The organism is Psychrobacter immobilis, assembly GCF_904846065.1.
Classification (GTDB): Bacteria; Pseudomonadota; Gammaproteobacteria; order Pseudomonadales; family Moraxellaceae; genus Psychrobacter; species Psychrobacter immobilis_H.
In genome coordinates, this window is sequence record NZ_CAJGZV010000001.1 from 463,379 (window position 1) to 486,637 (window position 23,259).

Genomic DNA, 23,259 nt, shown 5'->3' on the forward strand with positions numbered 1-23,259 from the left:
GGTAAATATTATGAATAATACAGTTGCTAAAAAAATTCATTCGTGGCAGCTTAAAACGTTAACGGTAGCAGTCACATCATTTATGATATCTACCACTGCTCAGGCCAGCTTGCAGCGTCATGGTGACTTGGAAATATATAAAGGTCCGCAAGAGGCACTGCCAGTCATTACTTTGATGCTAGATATCTCAGGTAGTATGAATGATGTTGATGCTCCTAGTGGCTGTCAATATAATGGTCGCTATTTTTATACTGATAATAGTTCAAGTTATCCTTACCCAAGATATTACTGTAAAGTAGGAAGTGATAAGTATTTTCGCCGTATCGATAGCCTCAAGATGGGCGTTTCTGATTTGGTTAAAGACTCCGATTTGCAAGGTATTGTCAAAATTGCTATTGGTACTTACCCTAAACAATCTGGCAGTTATACTACAAACGGGCATATCGATATACCTGCTAAAAAGTTAGATGCCGCACATAAGACAGATATAGATAACTTCATTAAAGATCTCAAGCCGGATGGAGGTACACCGGCTGCTCAAGCTTATGCCGAGGCTGGGGCGTATATGATGGGTACGACGACTAATAAGTTAATAAAGAATATCTTTACCTTAGAAAAAGAAACTTTTCGTAATAATCAAACAAGTAATACTGGCTACGGACGTGAAGATGCTGTATGCGTAGGTTGGGAGCCTATTAATATAAACTTAATTAGTGCCAGTAGCAATTTCATAGAATGTAATAACTGGCGAGACTTAGGGAGGCCGTTATATACCAGCGATTTAAATGGTGATATTGAATATAAACAAGGTTGGGAACGGCATACATATTATGGGCGGCGTGACCACTATATTTCTTATTACAAAAAAGAGGTAGCGGCTAATGATCCCTTGATTACCAGTAACAACATTAGTCCTTATCCAATTAAGGAGCAGTACTTTACCAATAATATTTATAGCGGCTTCCCCTATTCACCAAAAAATACTAAGACCGACGACGAAAAGTACTATGCGTCGCCTCTACCTCCAAGTGATAAAACTTGCGCGGGTAATGGTATTTATTTCTTAACGGATGGTGAACCTAACCAATCGAGTGCCACCATTGCCACAACGGTTATGAACAACGCCTTAACGCCCGTAGGCTCAACCTCAGGCTCTTTGTCAGTCACTTGTAGTGATGACGATTATAGAGATGAATCTGGCTGGAGTTGTATGTCTAGCTTTGCTGATAAGCTATTAAACACTGCCAACCCAAGTGAGATTGCGATCAAAACAGCGACGGTTGGGTTTGGTGGTGAGTATAGTAGCCTGCAAAATGCTACAACAACAGTGGATTGCGATGCCGCTTCTGATGATAATGTCAAAAAACTATGTAATCTAGGTATTAAAGGTCAAGGTGGTTTTTATTATGCACAGAGTGCACAAGATATTGTAAATAGCGTCAAGTCCTTGACAGGTAAATTAACCACTGTTATTCCTCCTATCTCTACAGGCAGTATGGCCGTACCTCTAGATGATCTTAATGTATCTACTTCACGTAAATTTGCCTATCTGCCAATACTTGACCCAGACCCTTTATCTCCTAAAAAGTTATGGAGAGGAAACCTTAAAAAATATAATATAAAAAATGGAACGTTAGTCGATAAAGACAACAAGGTGGTTTTTACTGACAAGGATGGGGTATTTGCATTAAATACCTCTGATCTTTATAACACTATCATTAATACAAGTCGCGCAGACGCTAGACGGCCTGATCAAGGAAAACCTCAGGTAGGTGGCACGTATCAGCATATCTTTGAAAATAATAACAGCCGTAAGCTCTTTGTCAACCAAGGTGGAAGCTTAAAAAGTATTGGTACTAGTGCACTTACGGCTTCAGCTAAGCCAGTAGGGTTTAATGCGCTGACGACTTACACTCCGACTCAAAAGCAACAACTTTTAAATTTTTTAGGCTTTCCAGTGGCAAATACGTTGGATGTCAATGATACAAAAGCGACTGGGGTAGCATTTAATATAAATAAAAAACAGCTGGGTGGCGTATTGCATTCTTTGCCACAGCTGATCTCTAAGAAAGCAGAATTGAAGACAGATGGCTCAATTGATAATACTAAACGCGAAGATTACGTGCTATATGGTTCACTTGATGGTGCACTTCATGTTATCAAGGATACAGACTATGGTACGAATAAAGCAGGTGAAGAAGTATTCACCTTTATCCCTAAGCATATTTTAGAGCAGCAAGGCGCCAGTTTTGTTGATCCTGATAGAGTGGCTAGCGAGTCTATATTTGGTGTTGATGGGCCTTGGACAGTATTTACCAACTACAAATATACAAGTACAAAAGTTGAAGCATTACAGTCTCTTGCTTTTGGTGGCCTGAGAATGGGTGGGTCTATGTATTACGGTCTTAATTTATCTGACCTCACTGATCCTAAAATGATCTATTCAGTCGGTTCGACCTATGCTATTGATGGTAGTGCAACTGCAAAAGGGATCAAAAATGACATTGTTGCCAACGCTACTACTAATAGCAATGAACAAAAAGCATATGCAAAAATGGGTCTTAGTTTTGCTGAGCCTAGTGTAGGCTATGTCATGAAAGATGGTAAGCGAGTCATGGTAAATTTCTTGGCTGGTGGTTACGATCGCTGTTATGAAGATACTAAATTTAAACTTGGCACAGCTGTAACGACCAATACGCTAGCAAACTGTAATGGCAAAGCCACTGCTCAAGGCAACGGCATCTATATGGTTCAAGTAGGTCAAGAAGAAGTTGATAAAACAACATCTACTGCTCCGAATGCAACTAACGAAAACAGCTTTAATACGACCTCAGGTAATGGCGATTTATTGTGGTGGACGAGCAGCGACAATAATGGCGCTGGAAACAGTAAGTTCACTCAAGCATCAGATATGAAGCATAGTGTAGTCACTGAAGTTCGAGTGCTAGATAGAAACTACGATGGACTAACAGATCAAATAGTTTTTGCAGACTTGGGTGGGCAAGTATGGCGAGTAGATATTAATAGTGCCACAGATGCTCGTGACTTTTCTGTCAAAAGAGTCACTAAGGTACTTGATCTGTCCGCTGGCGGTACTAATGCTGCATCTAGTGGGACTGATGCACTTCCAAGAATATATGAAAAACCATTAGTGACATTTACTAGGCTAGGTGAAGGCACTGATATTGTGGGGCTAGTAACTGTAGGTACGGGCGATAGAAGCTCTCCTGTCACAGCACAACGAAACGTAGCCGATCGCATCTATACTTTTGTAGATCAGGATATTGCACGTCCTGATTTGTTTTGTTACGACGTTCAGGATACTACGGTCGATGAATGTGCAAACGTGACGCTGACTCTAAAGCAGCAAACAGCAATAACACCTACAAACTTAGTAGAGCTCACCACCAACACCTCTGGTGAGTTTACTAATAACAATACAATCAAAACGACAATGGACAACTATACAAAACTTGGTTGGTATATGCCATTAACGATGTGGTCTGAAGCCAAGACTAATGGTACGCAGGCTATTTCGACAAATAATAGAGGTCTCAAGATGTTTAACCAGCCAGATGCGATAGCTGGTTTGTTATTCACTACCGTCTACAATCCTAATGTGGGAGATACTTCAGGTACTTGTTCTGCAGGTGTGACTGGACGTACTCAGAGAGAGCAACTATGCTTACCTTACGGTGTATGTTTGAGTAAAGGGTTGGACGCCAGTGGCAATCTTACTGGAAATTGGGCAGTGCGAAAAACGCGTTACGTCTCTAATGCAGGTATAGGTATCGTCGATAACATTATTGCAGACGGTAATTTCGACGGTGATGTAAAAAACAGTGTTGTAGTACTAGAAAACTCTTGTCCAAGTGGGAATTGTGGCGGCGGTAAAATTGATTTGGTTGTCAATCCTATTACTGAAGAATTAAATTGTCAGGGTACTAGCTGTAAAGTAGTGACAGATTCGCAGCTAGATCCCATGGAATGGAAGGAGCGATAAGTGCGGCGACCTTTTGAGCGCGGATTCACTATCATTGAATTGATGATAGTTGTCATGATAATTGGGATACTGGCCGCCGTTGCAGTTCCATCTTATAGGCAATATGTGCGAAAAAATGCACAGAGCGAAGCCGAAGCAAACATGCTCAGGTTAAGTATAGAGCTTGAGCAGTGGCGAGCAAAAGCGTTGACCTATGGAGGATTTACACCAAGTAGTGGATGGTCGACTACGGCCAATACGGTATATGTTCCTAACGGTAGTAGTGCAACGACTCATAACTATGCTATACGTATCATGCATGTTAGCTCAGCCATTACTCCTATTGCTGTCTCTTTGTCCACAGCCTCGCCTGCCAATAGCTGGGTGATGGTAGCAACACCGCGTGCTGGTAGTTTGGTCGAAAACAGCCCTATGTTGGCTTATACCAGTCAAGGCGTTAAGTGTGAATCTAAAGCCAGTAATATAATGGTAGCGGCTGGGTCAGTACAGAATTGTGGACTTGGGAGCAAGATATGGTAAAGCAAGGTATGAATGGTTTTACACTTATCGAACTTATGATCGTCGTTGTTATTATTGGCATATTAGCAGCGATTGTATATCCAAGTTATCAGGGGTATATAGAAAAGGGTAAGCGCGTCGATATGATGTCTGAAATGCAACAGATAGGATCACGAATAGAAGCCAATAAGATTGCCTATAAACGCTATGACCGTATTCCACTCAACGAGATATTCAATAATACTGTCAGTGGTGCAGGTACTACTTTTCCTAATACGGGTACGGCGTTGTACAACATTAGCATCACTTCCGTCGATGGTACTGGGTTTGATGACAGAGACTGGATACTCACTGCTGCTCCTATATCTGGCACTCAAATGGCCAATGACGGCATACTTACTCTCAATTTTGAGGGGGAAAAATGTCGAGGTAGCGGTTTAAATCAAAAATGTGGTATGGCTGATGAATGGAACTAACACAATATCAGCAAAAGAATATTCAAAACTGACAAAAAATGTCAGTCATACTTACAAATTACTTTTATACAGTAACTGGATTGACAATTATTAGTAGGGTTGCAGCAATATTATTTGTATCCTATATATAGTTTTTTAGACAATGATATCGTTTAAACAATAAACGCCATGATTTATTCAAGCATTGTAACTTTAAGCTATTCGTGATTAAAATTTGGCACGTTATATGCATTAATTATTCTAAGAGAAAATAGATTATATTACTAAAGATAAAGTGCGGCTGTATCAATAACAGACACTTATCTTTATATACCCCAAAAGGAGTTCTTATGAACACTGCTCAAAAAGGTTTTACCTTAATCGAACTAATGATCGTTGTTGCTATCATCGGTATCTTGGCTGCGATCGCTATTCCTGCTTACCAGAACTATACTAAGCGCTCGGCTAATAACGCATGCTTAGCTGAAGCTAAATCTGTTTCTAACATAGCAGTTATTGAGTTACAAGATCCTTCAAGCACACAAGGCTCAGGTGGTATATTGCTAGCCTCTCTATATGAAAATCAAAGTGCTTGCGATGGTGCTAACGTTGAAGCAGCCAGTGCTACACCTTTGACCGCAGTAAATACTACTGCACAAGTTACCTTAGCCACTGACTCGGTTATCTTTACACCAAAAGCACCTGGTGACAATCAAGTGAAGTGTGATATTTCAAACGGTGGTAACTGTGAATTAGTAGCTGGTACTACAATCACAGGCCGTTAATTTTATTTAGTAAATATATGCAATAGAAACTATATTAAAAAAAGCCGAACAATATGTTCGGCTTTTTTGTGCATGTCTTTATTATTCAAACATAGATTATGATATTGGGTAAGCAGATTTCTAATTATGCTTAATCACATTCAAATATCTATCAAGAGATTTTATCATGTAAATATTTCAAATTTGATTAAAGTCATTAGTGAATATTTATATGATTAAAAACATCATATAGATGGTTTTTGGTTGCCGTACTAATGGTGGCATAGTGCATGCAGTATTATCTTATGACTTACTATTAAGTGACTATAATGTTTAAGATCTCAGAACGTTATTACGACTGTCAAACCGGCTTTACATTGATAGAGCTTATGATAGTAGCTGCTATTATTAGCTTATTAGCAGCTATTGCTATACCAAGCTATGTTGTATTTACGTCTAGAGCTAATGACAATGCTTGTTTGGGTGAAGCCAAAGCATATAGCAATCAGGTCTTCTTAGCGCTTAATGACCAAGAGGCCGATTCTGTACCCGAGGCCCCGGTATTAGATAGTTGTTTGACAATGACAGATGCGTCCAGTTGGACTGTCGCTACCCAGCAGATCATCACAGCAACCTCTAGGTCCACAGCCACTACCATTATCCAGTGTGATATATCTAAAGGTAACCCCTGCAAAACTTTGCCTTAGATTATCACTACCTTTACTCTTTTCATTCATTAACGTATGGATAAGAGCATATAGGTTTTTGATTGGACTCCAACTTGATGCTTTTACATTCTGTATATATTTTCTTAAATACAGCATCACAGCGATCCGTCATATCTAGCACAATGCTTGTGCTAGATATGACATTATTGTAATAATGCTTTAATTGACTGTAATATTGCCATTGGTTGTCACTCCATTTACCTTCTGTATCACACTGCGTTGCTAAATAATAAATACCTAAGTTCTTTTGTGGTAAATAATGCGAAAAATTATTCAAAGGTTGGTGAAAGCTTGTAGGTATTTTATCTGGAGACAAACCTATTAGATAAGAACTAGCAAGGTAATCACTATAAGCACTCAATAACGGCTGCTTTTGACCCACAGCCAATATGTTTTGTGCAGTTGTTAGGCGCTCTTGTTCGTTTTTGTCAGACGCATAGGTATATTGCTCCATTTGCCAATAGTAATAATATAATTGAACCGCTAGTAAAGCATAGGTTATCCCGATAGCAATGACTACGGGCTTTAAAATAGAAGACTGCGAGTAATGACTTTGCTGATAACTGGCAGTAAGGGTGCTAATTAGAATCGTTACTAGTAAGACAAACACGATGAAGAAGTGTACATGCCACAATGGAAGCTCGACTAAGCTGTGAACACCAGTGACGATAAGCATGGACAGTAGAAATACCGTCTCGACTTGCCAATCCTTGGTAAAGAGTGGCTTAATTACATACCCAAACCCAACTAAAATAATCAGCGTGCCTATAATGCCATTTTCAGCTAGTAGATTGAAGATAAGACTATGAGAGTGAGAAAACAGTCTATTCTCATAAGGGGTGTGGGTGAACTCAGGGGATGAAGACATGATGAAACCTTCATAACCATAACTACCCCAGCCACTACCAAACCAAGGGTGCTCTAAAAATATTAACCATGCCTTATGCCACTCAGACATTCTGGATAATATTCCAGAGCCCGTCGCCATACGCGCTATACTATTGTCCTCCAGTTGAGAGGTAGGTTGTATCATTGCTAAAAGCGGCGATGTCAAAACTTGAAAAGCTAAGATGAGTAGTGTGATACCAGCTATTATTTTGAAAAGCCGACTTGGTAGTTGTTTCTGCCATATAGTGGTGATAATGACGAAAACTAATATAGCGAGTGTATAAACGAGTATCGCCCTAGAGCTAATATTACCCATAATAGCAGTCTGGAATATGATGAGCCCCCATCCAGCTAGATTGTTTATGCTTTTGCTATACACGAGATAACCAGTAGCCAACACGCCCCATGAAAGATAATGGGCTAGTAGATTACGCTGACCTATGTTACCTGAGTATGAGCCACCGACTTCGATAGTGTATATCCAACCGTAGAGCCACTCTTGATGCTGCATTTGCAGTAAGACAACAAGGTCTTGTAACACAGCACCTATCATTAGGCAGTAACATAGCAGACGAAATATTTTTTGATAACTATGGGCATAGCATAAGGAGACTGTCACAGATGCTAACAATGCTCCTAATATGATAGAACCAATATAGAGCCACTGTATAGAAGGATATACTGGCTGATTAATATACATATCAATGGCAAGATAGCTTGCGAAAATGGCAAGAAAGACACTAAGACGGTTAGGTATGATAAAGTGCTCTGAGCGTTTGATGGCTAGGCTAGCACATATGATAAAGAGCGCGATAAAGATAACGCTAGTTAACTCAGCAAAAAAGGCAAACTGAGGCGCCGCTCTTTTATAGATGAAAAAAGGTAAAGCAACGGCACAGAATAGCAATACCTTCATAATATCAAAAGAGGTGACACTCTGAAGGTTTTGCCATGTAAATGTTCGCTCGTTAGATATCAGTGCCATACTATCAATCTCTATAGTTTTGTTATGGATTGTAATGAGTGTATTATACTGATAACTTTTCTGTAGAAAGTTGTTTTTACCTTAAAGGCGAATAATAGTAAATAATGTCTTATTGCTTAAATTTATCAAGAGATCAGCAAGAATATGCAGCAGCATCTTTGGCAATACTTAAGCGTACGTACCCTAGTAGGGTGGCTGATCGTCTCTGTCGTTCCAGCAGTCTTGCTATTTTGGGGTTATATAATCGCTGATAATATACAACTCACGCAGGTTCATAGTGTCATTGCGAGTAGTAGCGCTGTAGTTCTAAGTATAATTGGATTGGAGCGACTGACCCAGTTCCCTGGGCAGAAGTCTATGATAACCGTACTGCCGACATTACTAAGTGTTGGTTTAATAGTGGGACTGATACTGCTGATCTTTCGTTTACCCTATTCAGTCTATTATCTATCTACTAGTGCAATTATAGGTGTGCTATTTTGCTTTATATCGCAAATTTATCTACGCGCGGTGACGCAAGTGACGATAGCTTACGTGCCTATAGGACGCTGCCAAAGCTTGCTAGATATTACTGACGTGCGTTGGGTTAGATTACCCCCCTGTTTTGAACCTGCTAGTCATCCACGCTTGCCTTTTCATGCGGTAGTGGCGGATCTAGCAGACAGTAGTTTGACAGCTCAATGGGAGCAGCTGTTAGCAGAAACGGCACTTCAAGGCACGCCCGTCTACAATGTGCTGCAAGTGCGAGAGTCGCTGACTGGCCGATTGCCTATCAAACACCTCTATGAGAATAACCTGGGCTCGCTGCTACCATCACAGAGCTATTTGCTATTGAAACGGCTACTGGATACGCTAGTTATCCTAATTACTGCGTTTATCGTCATTCCGATAGCGCTTTTGATAGCTAGCATAATCAAGTGGCAAAACCGTTACAATCGGGAATCAATATTTTTTACGCAGCAGCGTATAGGCCAAGGTGGTAAACTATTTACCATGTATAAGTTTCGCAGTATGGTAGCCAGTGCAGAAGCCAATGGCGCGCAGATGGCAACTAGCGACGATATGCGAGTGACCAAGTTTGGTAGCTTTATTAGGCAGACACGTCTTGATGAATTGCCGCAGTTCGTCAATGTGCTAAAAGGTGATATGAGCTTAATCGGGCCTAGACCTGAGCAGCTCGACTTCGTCAAACGCTTTAATGAGACCATACCCTTCTATCGCTATCGCCATATCGTCAAGCCAGGTATCTCAGGTTGGGCGCAAGTGATGCAAGGGTATGCCAGTGACGAAGATGAAACGAAGGTAAAGTTAGAGCATGATTTCTTTTATATTAAAAACTTCTCATTGACATTAGACTTATTGATAGTGATTAAGACGATACAGACGATGGTAACAGGATTTGGGGCGCGGTAGATGTTTGCTACAAATAATAATAATAAAATTACTGTTGTTCCTGTCATATTATGTGGCGGTTCTGGTACTCGCCTATGGCCGCTATCACGCGAGAGCTATCCCAAACAGTTTTTAAAACTGGCAGGCGAGCATTCTCTGTTTCAACAAACCATAATACGACTTGCGTCTTTAACTCAGAATAAGCTAAGAGTAGAAAAACCTATTATCGTGACCAACGAATCGCATCGATTTTTAGTGTTGGATCAATTACATCAAATTGACCATTCCGCAGAAATTATCCTAGAGCCAGTAGCTAAAAACACCGCGCCTTCTTTGACATTGGCTGCTTTACAAGCTAATGAGCTATACGAAGATGCGGTACTGATAGTATTACCTGCCGATCATGCTATTAATGATAATGATGACTTTTGCTCAACTTTGAATAATGCGGTTAGCGCAGTAACTGCTAATAAGATTAAGATAGCGACCTTAGGGGTCAAACCTAGTTATGCTGAGACAGGCTATGGTTATATCGAATGTCAAACTGATAGCACTGAGTTTAGTTATCATAAAATCGCAAGGTTCGTCGAAAAGCCTAATTTAAAGCTTGCACAACAATATACTGAGCAGTCTAACTTCTATTGGAACAGTGGCGTCTTCATCGTCAAAAGCCAGTTTTGGCTGACCGCTATCGAAAAATTCGATAATGATATTTATGCAGGCGTGTCTAGCGCTTGGCAGAGCAAAAAGTTAGACCTGCCTTTTATTCGCCCTAACGCTGAGCTATTCAAAGCTATACCCAGTAATTCTATTGACTATGCGGTGATAGAGCCTTGTACGAATAGTATAAAAGACGACCACCAGTTAGGCATGTTTGAGTTAACCACAGCATGGAGCGATCTAGGAACGTGGCAAGCGGTCAATGACTACCAAAAGACGGATAACGCTGATAATGATGACAATGTTTGGCTAGGGGACGTCATCGGTATTGATACCTCTAACTGTTACGTGCATACCGAACAGCGCTTAGTCAGTCTGCTCGGCGTAGAGGATTTGATCGTCGTAGATACCGATGATGCGCTATTGATCGCGCACAAGTCGCATAGCCAAGATGTCAAAAAGATAGTCAATAAACTTAACGAGGACAAGCGTGTAGAGGCCAACATACATCGAAGAGTCTATAGACCGTGGGGATGGTACCAAAGTATTGATGAGTGCGAGCGCTTTAAGGTTAAGCGTATCTGCGTGCAGCCAAAAGCTAGCCTAAGCCTCCAAAAGCATCATCACCGCGCTGAGCATTGGGTGGTAGTGAAGGGTACGGCAGAGGTGCTATGCGATGATAAGACGATGCTACTCAGCGAAAACCAATCGACTTATATTCCTTTGGGCGCTGTACATCGCTTATCCAATCCAGGGAGTATTCCACTTGAGATGATAGAGGTACAGTCGGGGAGCTATTTAGAGGAAGACGATATCATCAGGCTAGAAGATAATTATGGTCGTGGATAAATTTGCCTGATGTGGAATAGGCTACTATTACTCAAAGCACAGCTATTGGGTCATGAAGGTATCAGGCGCTACGGTGCCAATACGGCATGGCTAATGGGCGAAAAAGTCCTACGTATGTTTATGGGGCTATTCGTAGGCATTTGGATCGCGCGATATCTAGGTCCTGAGCAGTTTGGACTGCTAAGCTACGCGCAGAGTTTTGTATTTCTGTTTACCGCTATCGCTACCCTTGGCTTGGATAGTATTGTGGTTAGGGAGCTGGTAAAAGATAACTCACAACGCAACGTATTATTAGGTACGGCGTTTAGTTTAAAGCTCATTGGCTCACTCTGTATGTTACCGCTGCTATGGCTGGGCGTACAGTTCACTAGTAATGATAGCTATACCAATCTACTGATCTTTATTATCGCCAGTGGTACGATATTTCAGAGCTTTAATGTCATAGACTTCTACTATCAGTCGTCGGTGTTATCGAAATATGTGGCCTTTGCTAATACCATAACGTTGGCAATATCGAGTATTGTTAAAATTGTGCTGATATTGAATGAGGCTTCATTACTCGCTTTTGCTATCGTAGGGGTGTTTGATACTGTTATTTTATCGCTAGGTTTGATTTATTTCTATTGGCAAAGGACGCATCACTCATTAAGAGAATGGCAGTTTGATAAAGTAGTGGCGAAGCGGTTGTTAGCGGATTCTTGGCCTTTGCTAATAGGTGGGTTATGTTTCGTAACTTTCTCAAATATAGATATGGTAATGTTAAAGCAGTTCACCAGTGAGAAACAGACTGGATTGTATTCAGCCGCCTACAAATTAACTAATCTTTGGTATTTCCTACCTGGTTTATTGCTTAGCTCTCTAGCGCCAGCTCTTATTAACGTTAAAAACGATCCTGTAAATTATGATAGCAGGTTGGGCTTATTGACATCTTTTCTATTCTGGATAGCCTTCACTATCGCACTATTCACTACAATTTTTTCTAAATATATTGTATTAGTAACATATGGTAATCAGTACAAAGAAGCTGCAAACATAGTAGTCATTCTAATATGGGTCAATGTATTCATCTATTTAAATTCATCTTGGAACTACTCTAAAATTATACAAGGTAAAGAATATTCAATTTTATATTTTCATAGTTTAGCAGCGATATTAAATATCATTTCTAATATACTTCTGATTCCTAAATATGGAGCTTATGGAGCTTCAGTTTCAATAATAATGGCTCTATTGATAACTATGCTGTTATTTTCCATCTTCGATTTGGATATGAGGAAAATTATAAAAACAGTATTTACCTTGGGAATTATTAAGAATGATAAAAAAAATTTTTAGAGAAAAATTAGTATATTTAGTGAATCTATGGCGGAAAAGACCAATAAAAAATTACTATAATAAAAATTATGATAAAAAGGTTTTAATATCTTATATAACACAACCTTTTAGGAAACAGAGTTTCTCTCATACTAATTATTTCGAAGCTAAAGCCTTAGCTAAAGCAATGGATGATTTGGGCTACTTAGTAGACATTATCGAATACACAACGACTAGTATTAGCAATATGAATAACTATGATGTAATCTTAGGTTTTGGCGATATATTCAAGTTTTATTTTGAGAACTCTACTAAAGAGATGAAAACCATATACTATGGTACAGGTATGCATGTTTGTCATCAGAACACAGCTACTCTTCAACGATTGAAAGATGTTTATCATAAAAAAGGAATTTGGATAACAGGGTCTGTTAGGTATGTAGACAAAACTTGGTCATATCAGACTACGTTAGTTGATGGGATCATAGCTTTAGGTAACGAAGAATGCGCTTCAACTTACAAGAAGCATTATTCTGGGGCTGTTCATTCTATTCCTGTACCATGCTATGTAACTAAAGATGCTAAAGAAATTATTGAGAAAAGAGAGTCAGACTCTAATAGGCATTTCCTATGGTTTGGAAGCTCTGGATTAGTTCATAAAGGCTTGGACTTGCTATTAGACTATTTTTCTATAAATAGTCACATAAATTTGCATATATGCGGTGATATTTTTTATGAAAAAGAGTTCATACGTGTATACAGCGAAGAAATTTTTGAATCAGCCAATATCTATGTGTACGGCTTTGTTGATATAACAACGATTGAATTTGAAGATATTTTGAAAAAATGTAGTTTTTCTATACTCCCTTCATGTTCGGAAGGAGGTTGTGCAAGTTTAGTGACGACCATAATGAATGGTGCGTTAATTCCTATTGCAACAAAAGAAACAAGTGTTAATTTGGAATATGGAATAGTCATCAAAGATTTTAGCTATAGAGAAATCGATAAAGCTATTAGGAAATCTTTGGATCTAAATGATGAAGAGATAATAAATTTGCAGAAAAAAAATCTAGAACACTTTTGTGTTGAGAATACGCATGACAATTATTTTGTGAATTTAAAAGAATCATTGGAGTCCATTCTGAATGACTAAATGCAAAGTTTGTAATTCAGCTTCAACAAAAAAATTCAAAGCATTAATTCTTAAAAAATACGTAATTCAATATTATCTTTGCTCTAAATGTAAGTTCATCCAAACAGAAGAACCATATTGGTTAGATGAAGCTTACAAAGAACCTATTAATACAAGTGATACAGGCTATATATCTAGGAACTTGTTAATTTCCAAAAAGTTAACATTTCTACTTTACTTTGTGTTCGATAAGAATGGAAAATACCTTGATTATGCTGCAGGTTATGGTGTTCTAGTAAGAATGATGAGAGATATTGGTTTTAATTTCTATTGGGAAGATAAATATACAGATAATCTGTTTTCTAAAGGTTTTGAATGGAATAAGGATACCTTTTTACAAGCAGTGACTGCTTTCGAAGTATTTGAACACTTCGTCAATCCTATTAAGGAAATTGAAAATCTATTAGGTATATCAGATACTATTATATTTACGACAGAGCTTTATCCTAAACATAATTCTTCACCTGAAGAGTGGTGGTATTTTGGTTTAGATCATGGTCAACATATCTCTTTCTATTCTCATGAAACTTTAGAGTATATAGCTAAAAAGTATGACTTGAGATTCTATTCAGATGGATTTATTCATATTCTGACTCGTAATCATATATCTTCTACCAAAATAAAATTATCTAGACTTTCAAATTATGGTGTATCCAAGGTAATTAGTAGATTTTTGATGACTTCTAGAACATTTGCAGATCATCAGCAGATCGTCAGATAATTAACGGACTACTTAGATGAAAATAGCTTATGACAATCAAATTTTTAACATGCAGAAATATGGTGGGATATCGAGATATTATACTGAGCTAGCGTTCCAATTGTATGACGAGAGCATAGACATGAAGGTATTTGCTGGACTCCATAAAAACGAGTACATCCAAAAGTATGAAGCTAGCTTCGTAATAGGCAAGCAGACAACTTATTTACCCAAAACAGCAAACATATTTTTGAAAACTAATAATGTTTTAGCAGATAGTTACTTCAATATCAAAAGACCAGATATCGTACATCGTACTTACTACAACAATAAGAACAAGATTAAAAAATCTATCAATGTAATCACTGTCTATGACATGATTCATGAATTATTTCCTGATGATTTTTCAGTTAAAGATAATACTGCTGACTTAAAGAGTATTACTATCAAGCAGGCAGATCATGTCATCTGCATATCTGAATCCACCAAAAATGATTTGCTAAGAATTTATGATATTCCAGAATCAAATATTTCAGTCACTTATCTAGCCTATCATTCTCTACCAGATGTGAAATCAACCCATATTGAAAATCAAAATTTTAATAACTCTGAAAGACCTTTTTTGCTTTTTGTAGGGCATAGAGGAGGGTATAAAAATTTTTTAAGATTCTTAAAAGCTGTCTCTATATCAGAAAAATTAGTGAAAGACTTCGATATTGTTGCTTTTGGTGGTGGCAAATTTTCTGTGGATGAAAAAAGATATATTTCTGAATTAGGATTAGAAGAAAACCAAGTCAAAAACATTCAAGGCGGAGACAATATGCTATCAGTTTTGTATAGTAAAGCCACCCTCTTCGTCTATCCGTCACTGTATGAAGGTTTTGGTTTACCACCGCTTGAAGCGATGGATCATAGCTGTCCAGTAGTATGTAGTAATACTAGCTCTATTCCAGAAGTAGTAGGCAAGGCAGCATTGAAGTTTTCACCATCCGATGTTGAGGATATAAGTCATACTATGGAAAAAGTACTTTATAATTCTTCAATTAGAGATGACTTAATATTAGCAGGATTGGAACGAACTAAAATTTTTTCTTGGGAAAAATGTGCTGCGGATACTTTAGAAGTATATAGGTCTATATTATGAGTCAAAAAATAGCACTTATTTGCGGAATGACAGGACAAGACGGAAGTTATTTAGCGCATTTTTTGCTTAATAAAGGTTATAGCGTTTGGGGTACGTCAAGAGATGCCACAAACTCCAACAATATCAATCTAATTAGATTGAATATAGTCGATAAAGTAAAGCTGATTACGATGGACCCTTTAGATTTTAGAAGCGTATTGACCACTACAAATCAGGTCGAACCCGATGAGATATATTATCTAGCAGGTCAGTCCTCTGTTGGTCTATCTTTTGATCTACCATCTGAGACCATACAAAGTATAGTATTAGGGACTTTAAATATATTAGAAGCATGTCGAATGAGCGCAAAACCAGTGCGTCTGTATCAGGCAGGATCGAGTGAATGTTATGGAGATGTAGGGTCAGCAGTAGCTGATGAAAGCTTTGCTTTCAAACCCAGTTCTCCTTATGCAGTTGCTAAAGCATCAGCATATTGGTTAATAGATAACTATCGCAAATCATATGATCTTTACGCTTGTACAGGAATCTTATTTAATCATGAATCTCCTTTGAGACCTAAGAGATTTGTGACTCAAAAAATAATTGAGAGTGCTAGAGCGATTTCTGAAAGTAAAATTGATAAAGTTACTTTAGGACGCATAGATATTAATAGAGATTGGGGCTGGGCTCCAGAGTACGTAGAAGCTATGTGGTTAATGCTTCAACAAGATGAGCCAGAAGATTTTATAGTAGCGACAGGGCAGAGTTATTCTTTGGAAGAGTTTATAGATATAGCATTTCAAAGTTTCGGATTGAAATGGCAAGATCATGTCGTTCAATCTGATGAATTTTATCGTCCTTCAGACATTGTTTTTAGTCAGGCTAATCCTAAAAAAATTAATGATAAGCTAGGTTGGTATGCTAAAACTATGCTGCCTCAAATCATTGAAAACATGATTGAAAATCAGTACTGGTAAGTTTGTGACTAATGAACACAGGAATAACTAATATGAAAAAAGCCCTTATCACTGGTATCACTGGACAAGATGGCTCCTATCTCGCCGAGCTATTATTGGAGAAGGGCTATCAAGTTCATGGGATCAAGCGCCGTGCCTCATCGTTTAACACCCAACGTATTGATCATATCTACCAAGACCCGCATGTCGAGCACCAAAATCTAATCTTGCATTATGGTGACTTGACTGACTCCTCCAACTTGACCCGTATTATCCAAGAGATACAACCCGACGAAGTCTACAATCTAGGTGCACAGTCTCACGTCGCCGTCAGTTTTGAATCACCGGAATATACCGCTGATGTCGATGCGATGGGTACACTGCGATTGCTAGAAGCCATTAGACTACTAGGCCTAGAGAAAAAGACCCGATTTTATCAAGCCTCGACCTCAGAGCTATATGGACTAGTACAAGAGTCGCCGCAGTCAGAGACCACACCTTTTTATCCACGCTCGCCTTATGCTGTCGCCAAGCTTTATGCTTATTGGATGACTATTAACTACCGTGAAGCTTATGGCATGTATGCTTGTAATGGTATCTTATTCAATCACGAGTCGCCACGCCGTGGCGAGACCTTTGTCACTCGTAAGATCACTCGCGGACTGGCTAATATCTCACAGGGTTTAGAGCAATGCTTGTACTTAGGTAATATGGATGCAATACGCGACTGGGGTCATGCCAAAGACTATGTCAAAATGCAATGGCTGATGTTGCAGCAGGATGAGCCAGATGATTATGTGATTGCGACGGGTAAGCAATATAGTGTACGTGAGTTTGTACAGTGGTCAGCGGCTGCTTTAGGGATTAGCATTGAATTTAAGGGCGAAGGCGTAGAAGAAAAAGGTATCGTTACGGGGGTATCTACTGATTTGGCACTAGCGGTAAAAGTCGGCGATGTCATTATTCAAGTAGATCCTAGATATTTCAGACCTACCGAAGTCGAAACTTTATTGGGTGATCCAAGTAAAGCTAAGACTCAGCTAGGCTGGGAGCCAGAGATAACCGCGCAGCAGATGTGTCAAGAGATGGTCGCTTATGACTTATCAATAGCGAAACGCCATGCGCTGTTACTAGCTAACGGTTATTCCTTGCCATTGACACACGAAGACTGAAATATACTAAGAATACATAAAGGGGCGCGTTCAATGCCTATGCAATATTCAGATAAGATTTATATCGCTGGTCATCAAGGCATGGTGGGCAGTGCTATCTTTCGCTTGTTAACCAAGCTTGGCTATCATAATCTGTTGACTGCGGATCGTAGTGAGCTAGATTTGCTATCTCAGCAGCAAGTAGCAGACTTTTTTGCGAAGCATCAGCCAGACTATGTGTTCTTGGCAGCGGCAAAAGTAGGCGGTATTCAGGCCAACAGTAGCTATCCTGCGGATTTTATTTATAATAATTTGATGATTCAGAACCATATTATTCATGCCGCTCACAAAACTAATGTAAAGAGACTGCTTTTTTTGGGTTCTAGCTGTATCTATCCCAAGAATGCAGATCAACCGATGACTGAAGATTCGTTGTTATCTGGTCATCTAGAGCCTACTAATGAGCCTTATGCTATCGCCAAAATAGCAGGAATAAAGATGTGCGAGAGCTACAATAGGCAATATGCTACTGACTTTCGTAGTGTTATGCCGACCAATCTTTATGGTCAAAACGATAACTTTCATCCTGAGAACAGCCATGTGCTTCCTGCATTACTACGTCGCTTTCATGAAGCTAAGCAAAATGATATACCTAAAGTCGTCGTTTGGGGCAGTGGCACGCCCAAGCGTGAGTTTTTACATGTTGATGATATGGCAGCAGCTTGTTTGCATGTGATGACGCTAGAAAAATCTACTTGGCAGCAAGCCGTGACGCCTATGTGCTCGCATATCAATGTCGGTTATGGCTCTGATATCAGTATTAAAGAGCTAGCGTTATTAATCGCTAAGATAGTAGGCTATCAAGGTCAGATTGTCTTTGACGACTCCAAGCCTGATGGTACGCCGCGTAAGCTATTAGATAGTAGTTTACTAACTAATTTTGGCTGGCAGGCACAGATATTACTTGAGCAAGGGACCAAAAGTACTTATGAGTGGTTCTGTCAAACTAATGAGATTAGAGAATAAGATGACTAGTCAAAGACAGCAAGGCGGAAGCCAAAAAGATTGGGATGAAGTCCGCAAACACAGCGATTTGCCTATTATTACTATAATCACCTCTACCTATAATGTCATGCAAGACCTGCACTGGACGATAGACTCTATTAAAGAGCAGACCTATCCTAATATACAATGGATAATAGCCGATGGTGCCTCAACCGATGGTACGGTTGCCATGCTTGAAGCAAATAGTGGGTTGATTGATTACTGGTTTAGTGAACCTGATACGGGCATCTATGATGCTTGGAATAAAGCGCTTGAGCATGTCAAAGGTGATTGGGTGCAATTCATCGGTGCAGGTGATGAATTATATGAGACTAATACTTTAGAAAAAGTGGCTTCATATCTTAAAGATGCTTATCCAAACTATGAGCTAGTCTATGGACAAGTGATGCATATTAGCGAAAAAGGTAGGAAGGAGCTATATATTTCGGGCGAGCCTTGGGAGCATTATCAAGGGAAGTGGGAAGGTAATAGACCTAGACTACCACCACATCCCGCTATCTTCCACAATAAGGATATGTTCATTAGACAGCAATTTGATACACAGTTCAAAATTGTATCAGATAGTCATTTTCTATTACAGAATTTAGATAAGAACTTTCTCTATGTACCCTTTATCATCAATATAATGCCATTGGGCGGTATATCGGCAACGATCAGTGGAATAATTGCAAGTTATGAAGAATTGAATGAAGCTGTTAAAAAACTTAGAATTAAGATACCTTTGTCCGTAAAAGTAAAAGGTCATATGCGCTATCAAGTATCTAAACAAGGCGTAAGACTCTTATCAGAAGAAAGATACGTTAGGTTGCTAGACTTTGTGAAGAGCTTAAGAGGCAAGCCTAAAGTCTTTACAGAAAATTAAGGGTTAAACTGATGATACCTAAAAAGATCCATTATTGCTGGTTAAGTGGCGATCCACTGCCAGAGAAAATTCAACAATGCATGCAAACTTGGCAAAGGACTATGCCTGAATATGAGTTAGTGCTATGGGATACTAATAAATTTGACATTACTTCCATACCCTTTGTACATGAAGCCTATCAGCAAAGAAAATGGGCATTTGCAGCGGATTATATAAGATTGTATGCCTTATACACAGAAGGTGGTATTTATTTAGATACTGATGTCATTGTTAAACAGAAATTTGATGAATTGCTAAAGTGTGGATTTTTTACCTCTGTAGAGCAGAATGTAGATAGTTATTTTGACGAAGAAACTTTAGCAATAGCAAAAGTAGCTGGTTTAGAGCTATCACAAGACAGAGATATCACTATTCAAGCTGCAGTCTTGGGCGCAGTCGCTGGGCATCCTTATATAAAGGCTTGTATGGAATGGTATGAAAATAAACATTTCATAACTGAGGATGGTATTTATTTTGACAAGATTGTTGCTCCAGATATTTATGCTCACGTGTTAAAGCAGTTTGGGTTTGAGTATAAAGACGAAAGACAAAGCTTGCCTAATGATACGATTATACATCCAAGCCATACTTTCCCCAATGGAAGCTTAGTTGGTGACAAGTTAAATCATGAAACTTATGCCGTTCATTGTTTCTTTGGTGAATGGCGTATCAATTCATGGAGAGACAAAGTCTTAAAAAATATTGAGAGCAATAGATTGTTAAGACGTGTTTTTCAGAGGCGAATTTACAAGGATACAGAAGAAATAATTAATGAAGATGTATTAAAAAATTAAGGATAATTTATGCCATTTACTTCAAATATTACGGTTGGAGTGGCTACATTTAATAGAATTAACTATATAAAGAAGATGGCAGAATCTTTACAGGTTTCTGTAGATTGCAAGAAACTGCATATAAGAGTATATGACGATAACAGTTCAGAAATTAACCAGCATGACCTATGGAAAATACTGCCCTTTGCCACTGAAATTGTTGTTAGAGAAAGCAATCTTAAAGCAGACATGAATATGTATAGAATGTATAAAGACTTTTTAAATACAGACGATTATATTTTTTTTAATGCTGATTCAGATCTAATATTTCGTCCTGATTGGTTAGCAATGGTCAAAAAGTATTTACCTCAAACGGATGGTGTTTTGTCCCTTTATCACTCTAATAAACACGACTTCATTCAGCCACCAGTCAATGGACTAGGGTTTAAGAATAGTTTAGGAGCTGCAGGTGTCGTAATGACTAGAGAGATTGTTGATATCATTATAAATGACATTCCTAAAGAAAATGTTAAAGGTTTTGATTGGCAGTGGTCTTCCATTCTTCAAAAAAAAGGTATAAGACTCGCGTGTTTAGAGAATAGTTACGTTCAGCATATTGGTATTCAAGGACAGAATAATAAAGGTATGCTACATGATTTTGATTATGGTCTGAATTTTCTACCTGTTAACGAAGTGAATCAGCAGGTAGTAATGGAATTTATTGATGAGATGATAGTAGAAAATGCGAAAATTTTTGCTAAGTTATCAGAAAATGAGAAATTATTTGTGGATTTTATTTCAGGTAGTAAGCATTTAAATTATAAGGTTGGACAAGCGGTACTTGTGATACCAAGAAAGATAAAAAAATATTTTCACTTTAGTGAATGATTATACAATGAACATAATATTTATTATAAATAGTTTGGAAGACAGAGGCGGGACAGAAAGAGTAGCCTCTCTATTAGCAAATGAGTTAAGCACATTCTATAGAATAACCATTCTTTCAAGGCAGGTTAATACTTTAGCTAATGCCTACTATCTAAATGATCGAGTGACAGATATTAAGTTCCAAGGAAATAGCTGGTATTTTATTAATCAGTGTAAGCAGTATATATACAGTAACCATCCAGATATAGTTATTATTCATACAATGAGTAAGCTGACGTCTGCTTTATTATTAAGCGGTATCAAGACTAAGAATATTTGGAGTCTTGAGCATATTTCTTATGATTCTCATGCTTGGATCTTCAAGCAACTAAGAAAACGGCTCTATAGTAAGTTAGATGTTATTGTTACGCTTACTAATGATGATGCTGTGAATTATAAGAGATTTTCTAACAATGTAAAAATCATAGCTAATGCTACCCCCTTAAAAATAAAAAAAATCTCTCATCAAAATAATTCAAAAATTATTGTTTCTATAGGAAGACTGACCTATCAAAAAGGCTACGATTATTTAATCAGGGCTTGGTCATTAGTAGAAAAGATTTATCCTGATTGGTCACTTCACATCTATGGTGAAGGTGAGAGTCGAGAAAAACTAGAACAAATGGTTAGAAACAATAAACTCAGAAACATTCGTTTAAAACGTATGACAAATAATGTTCAAAATGTTTATGACAATACTGCTTTTTACGTTATGAGCTCAAGATTTGAAGGTTTACCCGTTGTACTTATTGAAGCGCAAAGCCGAGGATTACCCATAGTCAGTTTTAATTGCCCTTCAGGACCAGCTGAGATTATCAGTGAGGGTATTGACGGCTACTTAGTAGAAAATGGAAATGTTGAAATGCTTGCTGAAAGAATAGGCTATTTGATAGATAATGACTCTATTAGGCAAGTGTTTTCAGCTAACGCACTGATATCTGCTAAACGCTTTGAGCCTGATCAGATTATTAATCAATGGATAACCTTAATTGACGATGAATGTAAAAGAAATAAATAATACCGATTTAAAAGTTTCAATAATTATGTCAGTATATAAGGCTAGAACGACTATTGAACAAGCGGTTGCAAGTGTCGTTACTCAGTCTTATAACAACTGGGAACTCATTATTATTAATGATGCCTGTCCAGAGGATAGCTGTCGAGTGATAAGAGATCAGGTTATAAATAGTCCTCAAATTATACAAATTGAAAACGCGACTAATCAAGGCGTTGTCATCTCTAGAAATACAGGTATTGCTCAAGCGAAAGGGCAAATCATTGCTTTTTTAGATTCTGATGATTACTGGGATAAGTACAAACTTGAGAGACAAATTACCAAGATTGAAGAGGGATATGACTTGGTATGTTCAAACTATATTAGAGTTAAGCCAAATGCTAACACTGTAGAAGTTAAACATAAGGAAGAGTTTAGTTTTAGTGATATGTTAAAGTCTAATCAGATAGGCAATCTCACAGGTATGTACCGCTGTGATCTAATAGGTAAAATTTATCAAAAACAAATAGGTCACGAAGACTATCTGATGTGGTTAGAAATAGTTAAACTAGTTGGCATTGGATATTGTGTACAAGAGCCACTTGCTTATTACCGCGTATCAAATAAGTCTTTATCTTCTAATAAGTTTCGAGCAGCAAGTTGGCAATGGTATATATACAGAAAAGAGTTAAAGCTTAGTCTGATAACAAGTCTATGGTTTTTCTCAATTTATGTTTATGAAGCATTAAAAAAGCGATAATAAAAAGATTTTATTATCGCTTTTTTAATGCTGGAATTTATTATCATTAGGGCGTGTCCTTAATTCAATTGATCATATCTAAACGGGCTAAAAATGGCTAAATTTTGCCAAAAATCGTTAAATAGCTGGTTAATATCCTGATATTATCTGTGCTATTTTCCTTGTTTGACGGTAATTTATC

The 23,259-nt window shown here is 38.1% G+C and carries 20 protein-coding genes; 19 read left to right on the forward strand and 1 reads right to left on the reverse strand.

Features of this window, described 5'->3' with window-relative positions:
- Positions 1 to 10 precede the first annotated feature (10 nt).
- From JMW64_RS02030 to JMW64_RS14200, 5 genes are all read left to right on the forward strand, one after another.
- The gene (locus tag JMW64_RS02030) at positions 11 to 4,003 is read left to right on the forward strand and encodes a pilus assembly protein (RefSeq protein WP_201552606.1); all 3,993 of its coding nucleotides are present in this window, start codon (positions 11 to 13) and stop codon (positions 4,001 to 4,003) included.
- A complete protein-coding gene (locus JMW64_RS02035) occupies positions 4,004 to 4,522 on the forward strand; it encodes a type IV pilin protein (RefSeq protein WP_320158177.1) in 519 nt (172 codons plus the stop codon). It abuts the gene before it with no gap.
- Positions 4,516 to 4,977: a type IV pilin protein gene (locus tag JMW64_RS02040; RefSeq protein ID WP_320158178.1), complete on the forward strand. Its 462-nt coding sequence runs from the start codon at positions 4,516 to 4,518 to the stop codon at positions 4,975 to 4,977. The genes JMW64_RS02035 and JMW64_RS02040 overlap by 7 nt, the downstream gene beginning before the upstream one ends.
- Before the next feature lie 329 nt (positions 4,978 to 5,306).
- Positions 5,307 to 5,741, forward strand: a complete 435-nt coding sequence (locus JMW64_RS14240) for a prepilin-type N-terminal cleavage/methylation domain-containing protein (RefSeq protein ID WP_406947481.1) — start codon at positions 5,307 to 5,309, stop codon at positions 5,739 to 5,741.
- 308 nt (positions 5,742 to 6,049) lie between these two features.
- The gene (locus JMW64_RS14200) at positions 6,050 to 6,427 is read left to right on the forward strand and encodes a pilin (RefSeq protein WP_201552608.1); all 378 of its coding nucleotides are present in this window, start codon (positions 6,050 to 6,052) and stop codon (positions 6,425 to 6,427) included.
- A 22-nt stretch (positions 6,428 to 6,449) separates the two neighbouring features.
- On the opposite strand, the gene JMW64_RS02055 is transcribed toward JMW64_RS14200, so the two are convergent.
- Complete coding sequence (locus JMW64_RS02055; RefSeq protein WP_201552610.1) at positions 6,450 to 8,321, reverse strand: PglL family O-oligosaccharyltransferase; 1,872 nt, start codon at positions 8,319 to 8,321, stop codon at positions 6,450 to 6,452.
- A gap of 144 nt (positions 8,322 to 8,465) precedes the next feature.
- Here JMW64_RS02055 and JMW64_RS02060 point away from each other — a divergent pair, with 144 nt between their 5' ends.
- From JMW64_RS02060 to JMW64_RS02125, 14 genes are read left to right on the forward strand one after another with little or no spacing between them, the layout of a single operon-like run.
- Positions 8,466 to 9,734, forward strand: a complete 1,269-nt coding sequence (locus JMW64_RS02060) for a sugar transferase (RefSeq protein ID WP_201552612.1) — start codon at positions 8,466 to 8,468, stop codon at positions 9,732 to 9,734.
- Entirely contained in the window at positions 9,735 to 11,222 is a 1,488-nt protein-coding gene (locus JMW64_RS02065) for a mannose-1-phosphate guanylyltransferase/mannose-6-phosphate isomerase (protein ID WP_201552614.1), read from the forward strand.
- A gap of 45 nt (positions 11,223 to 11,267) precedes the next feature.
- The gene (locus JMW64_RS02070; protein ID WP_201552623.1) at positions 11,268 to 12,557 is read left to right on the forward strand and encodes a flippase; all 1,290 of its coding nucleotides are present in this window, start codon (positions 11,268 to 11,270) and stop codon (positions 12,555 to 12,557) included.
- A complete protein-coding gene (locus JMW64_RS02075) occupies positions 12,538 to 13,689 on the forward strand; it encodes a glycosyltransferase (protein WP_201552625.1) in 1,152 nt (383 codons plus the stop codon). Before JMW64_RS02070 ends, JMW64_RS02075 begins: the two co-directional genes overlap by 20 nt.
- The gene (locus JMW64_RS02080) at positions 13,682 to 14,449 is read left to right on the forward strand and encodes a class I SAM-dependent methyltransferase (RefSeq protein WP_201552627.1); all 768 of its coding nucleotides are present in this window, start codon (positions 13,682 to 13,684) and stop codon (positions 14,447 to 14,449) included. The genes JMW64_RS02075 and JMW64_RS02080 overlap by 8 nt, the downstream gene beginning before the upstream one ends.
- A gap of 16 nt (positions 14,450 to 14,465) precedes the next feature.
- Positions 14,466 to 15,572, forward strand: a complete 1,107-nt coding sequence (locus JMW64_RS02085) for a glycosyltransferase family 4 protein (RefSeq protein ID WP_201552629.1) — start codon at positions 14,466 to 14,468, stop codon at positions 15,570 to 15,572.
- A complete protein-coding gene (locus JMW64_RS02090) occupies positions 15,569 to 16,528 on the forward strand; it encodes a GDP-mannose 4,6-dehydratase (protein WP_201552631.1) in 960 nt (319 codons plus the stop codon). Before JMW64_RS02085 ends, JMW64_RS02090 begins: the two co-directional genes overlap by 4 nt.
- A 32-nt stretch (positions 16,529 to 16,560) precedes the next feature.
- Positions 16,561 to 17,679, forward strand: coding sequence for a GDP-mannose 4,6-dehydratase (gene gmd, locus JMW64_RS02095; protein ID WP_201552633.1), 1,119 nt, complete (start codon positions 16,561 to 16,563; stop codon positions 17,677 to 17,679).
- Positions 17,680 to 17,712: 33 nt separating this feature from the next.
- Complete coding sequence (gene fcl, locus JMW64_RS02100) at positions 17,713 to 18,684, forward strand: GDP-L-fucose synthase (RefSeq protein ID WP_201552635.1); 972 nt, start codon at positions 17,713 to 17,715, stop codon at positions 18,682 to 18,684.
- A 1-nt stretch (position 18,685) separates the two neighbouring features.
- A complete protein-coding gene (locus JMW64_RS02105) occupies positions 18,686 to 19,585 on the forward strand; it encodes a glycosyltransferase family 2 protein (protein ID WP_201552637.1) in 900 nt (299 codons plus the stop codon).
- An 11-nt stretch (positions 19,586 to 19,596) separates the two neighbouring features.
- Positions 19,597 to 20,418 (forward strand): glycosyltransferase family 32 protein, encoded by an 822-nt coding sequence (locus tag JMW64_RS02110; protein ID WP_109592325.1) that lies wholly within the window; start codon positions 19,597 to 19,599, stop codon positions 20,416 to 20,418.
- A gap of 9 nt (positions 20,419 to 20,427) precedes the next feature.
- On the forward strand, positions 20,428 to 21,285 hold the full coding sequence (locus JMW64_RS02115; RefSeq protein WP_109592327.1) for a glycosyltransferase family A protein: 858 nt from the start codon (positions 20,428 to 20,430) through the stop codon (positions 21,283 to 21,285).
- A gap of 7 nt (positions 21,286 to 21,292) precedes the next feature.
- Positions 21,293 to 22,342: a glycosyltransferase family 4 protein gene (locus tag JMW64_RS02120; RefSeq protein ID WP_109592329.1), complete on the forward strand. Its 1,050-nt coding sequence runs from the start codon at positions 21,293 to 21,295 to the stop codon at positions 22,340 to 22,342.
- Entirely contained in the window at positions 22,320 to 23,078 is a 759-nt protein-coding gene (locus tag JMW64_RS02125) for a glycosyltransferase family 2 protein (protein ID WP_109592331.1), read from the forward strand. Before JMW64_RS02120 ends, JMW64_RS02125 begins: the two co-directional genes overlap by 23 nt.
- The last annotated feature ends 181 nt before the right edge of the window (positions 23,079 to 23,259 follow it).

Bases quoted from the DNA above. Each gene is read 5' to 3' on its own strand.
- JMW64_RS02105 (WP_201552637.1), top strand. From the start codon at position 18,686: ATGACTAGTCAAAGACAGCAAGGCGGAAGCCAAAAAGATTGGGATGAA.
- JMW64_RS02115 (WP_109592327.1), top strand. From the start codon at position 20,428: ATGCCATTTACTTCAAATATTACGGTTGGAGTGGCTACATTTAATAGA.
- JMW64_RS02040 (WP_320158178.1), top strand. From the start codon at position 4,516: ATGGTAAAGCAAGGTATGAATGGTTTTACACTTATCGAACTTATGATC.
- gmd (WP_201552633.1), top strand. From the start codon at position 16,561: ATGAAAAAAGCCCTTATCACTGGTATCACTGGACAAGATGGCTCCTAT.
- JMW64_RS02080 (WP_201552627.1), top strand. From the start codon at position 13,682: ATGACTAAATGCAAAGTTTGTAATTCAGCTTCAACAAAAAAATTCAAA.
- JMW64_RS02085 (WP_201552629.1), top strand. From the start codon at position 14,466: ATGAAAATAGCTTATGACAATCAAATTTTTAACATGCAGAAATATGGT.
- JMW64_RS02030 (WP_201552606.1), top strand. From the start codon at position 11: ATGAATAATACAGTTGCTAAAAAAATTCATTCGTGGCAGCTTAAAACG.
- JMW64_RS02075 (WP_201552625.1), top strand. From the start codon at position 12,538: ATGATAAAAAAAATTTTTAGAGAAAAATTAGTATATTTAGTGAATCTA.
- JMW64_RS02110 (WP_109592325.1), top strand. From the start codon at position 19,597: ATGATACCTAAAAAGATCCATTATTGCTGGTTAAGTGGCGATCCACTG.
- JMW64_RS02120 (WP_109592329.1), top strand. From the start codon at position 21,293: ATGAACATAATATTTATTATAAATAGTTTGGAAGACAGAGGCGGGACA.
- JMW64_RS14200 (WP_201552608.1), top strand. From the start codon at position 6,050: ATGTTTAAGATCTCAGAACGTTATTACGACTGTCAAACCGGCTTTACA.
- JMW64_RS02125 (WP_109592331.1), top strand. From the start codon at position 22,320: ATGAATGTAAAAGAAATAAATAATACCGATTTAAAAGTTTCAATAATT.
- JMW64_RS14240 (WP_406947481.1), top strand. From the start codon at position 5,307: ATGAACACTGCTCAAAAAGGTTTTACCTTAATCGAACTAATGATCGTT.
- JMW64_RS02055 (WP_201552610.1), bottom strand. From the start codon at position 8,321: ATGGCACTGATATCTAACGAGCGAACATTTACATGGCAAAACCTTCAG.
- JMW64_RS02090 (WP_201552631.1), top strand. From the start codon at position 15,569: ATGAGTCAAAAAATAGCACTTATTTGCGGAATGACAGGACAAGACGGA.
- JMW64_RS02060 (WP_201552612.1), top strand. From the start codon at position 8,466: ATGCAGCAGCATCTTTGGCAATACTTAAGCGTACGTACCCTAGTAGGG.
- fcl (WP_201552635.1), top strand. From the start codon at position 17,713: ATGCCTATGCAATATTCAGATAAGATTTATATCGCTGGTCATCAAGGC.
- JMW64_RS02065 (WP_201552614.1), top strand. From the start codon at position 9,735: ATGTTTGCTACAAATAATAATAATAAAATTACTGTTGTTCCTGTCATA.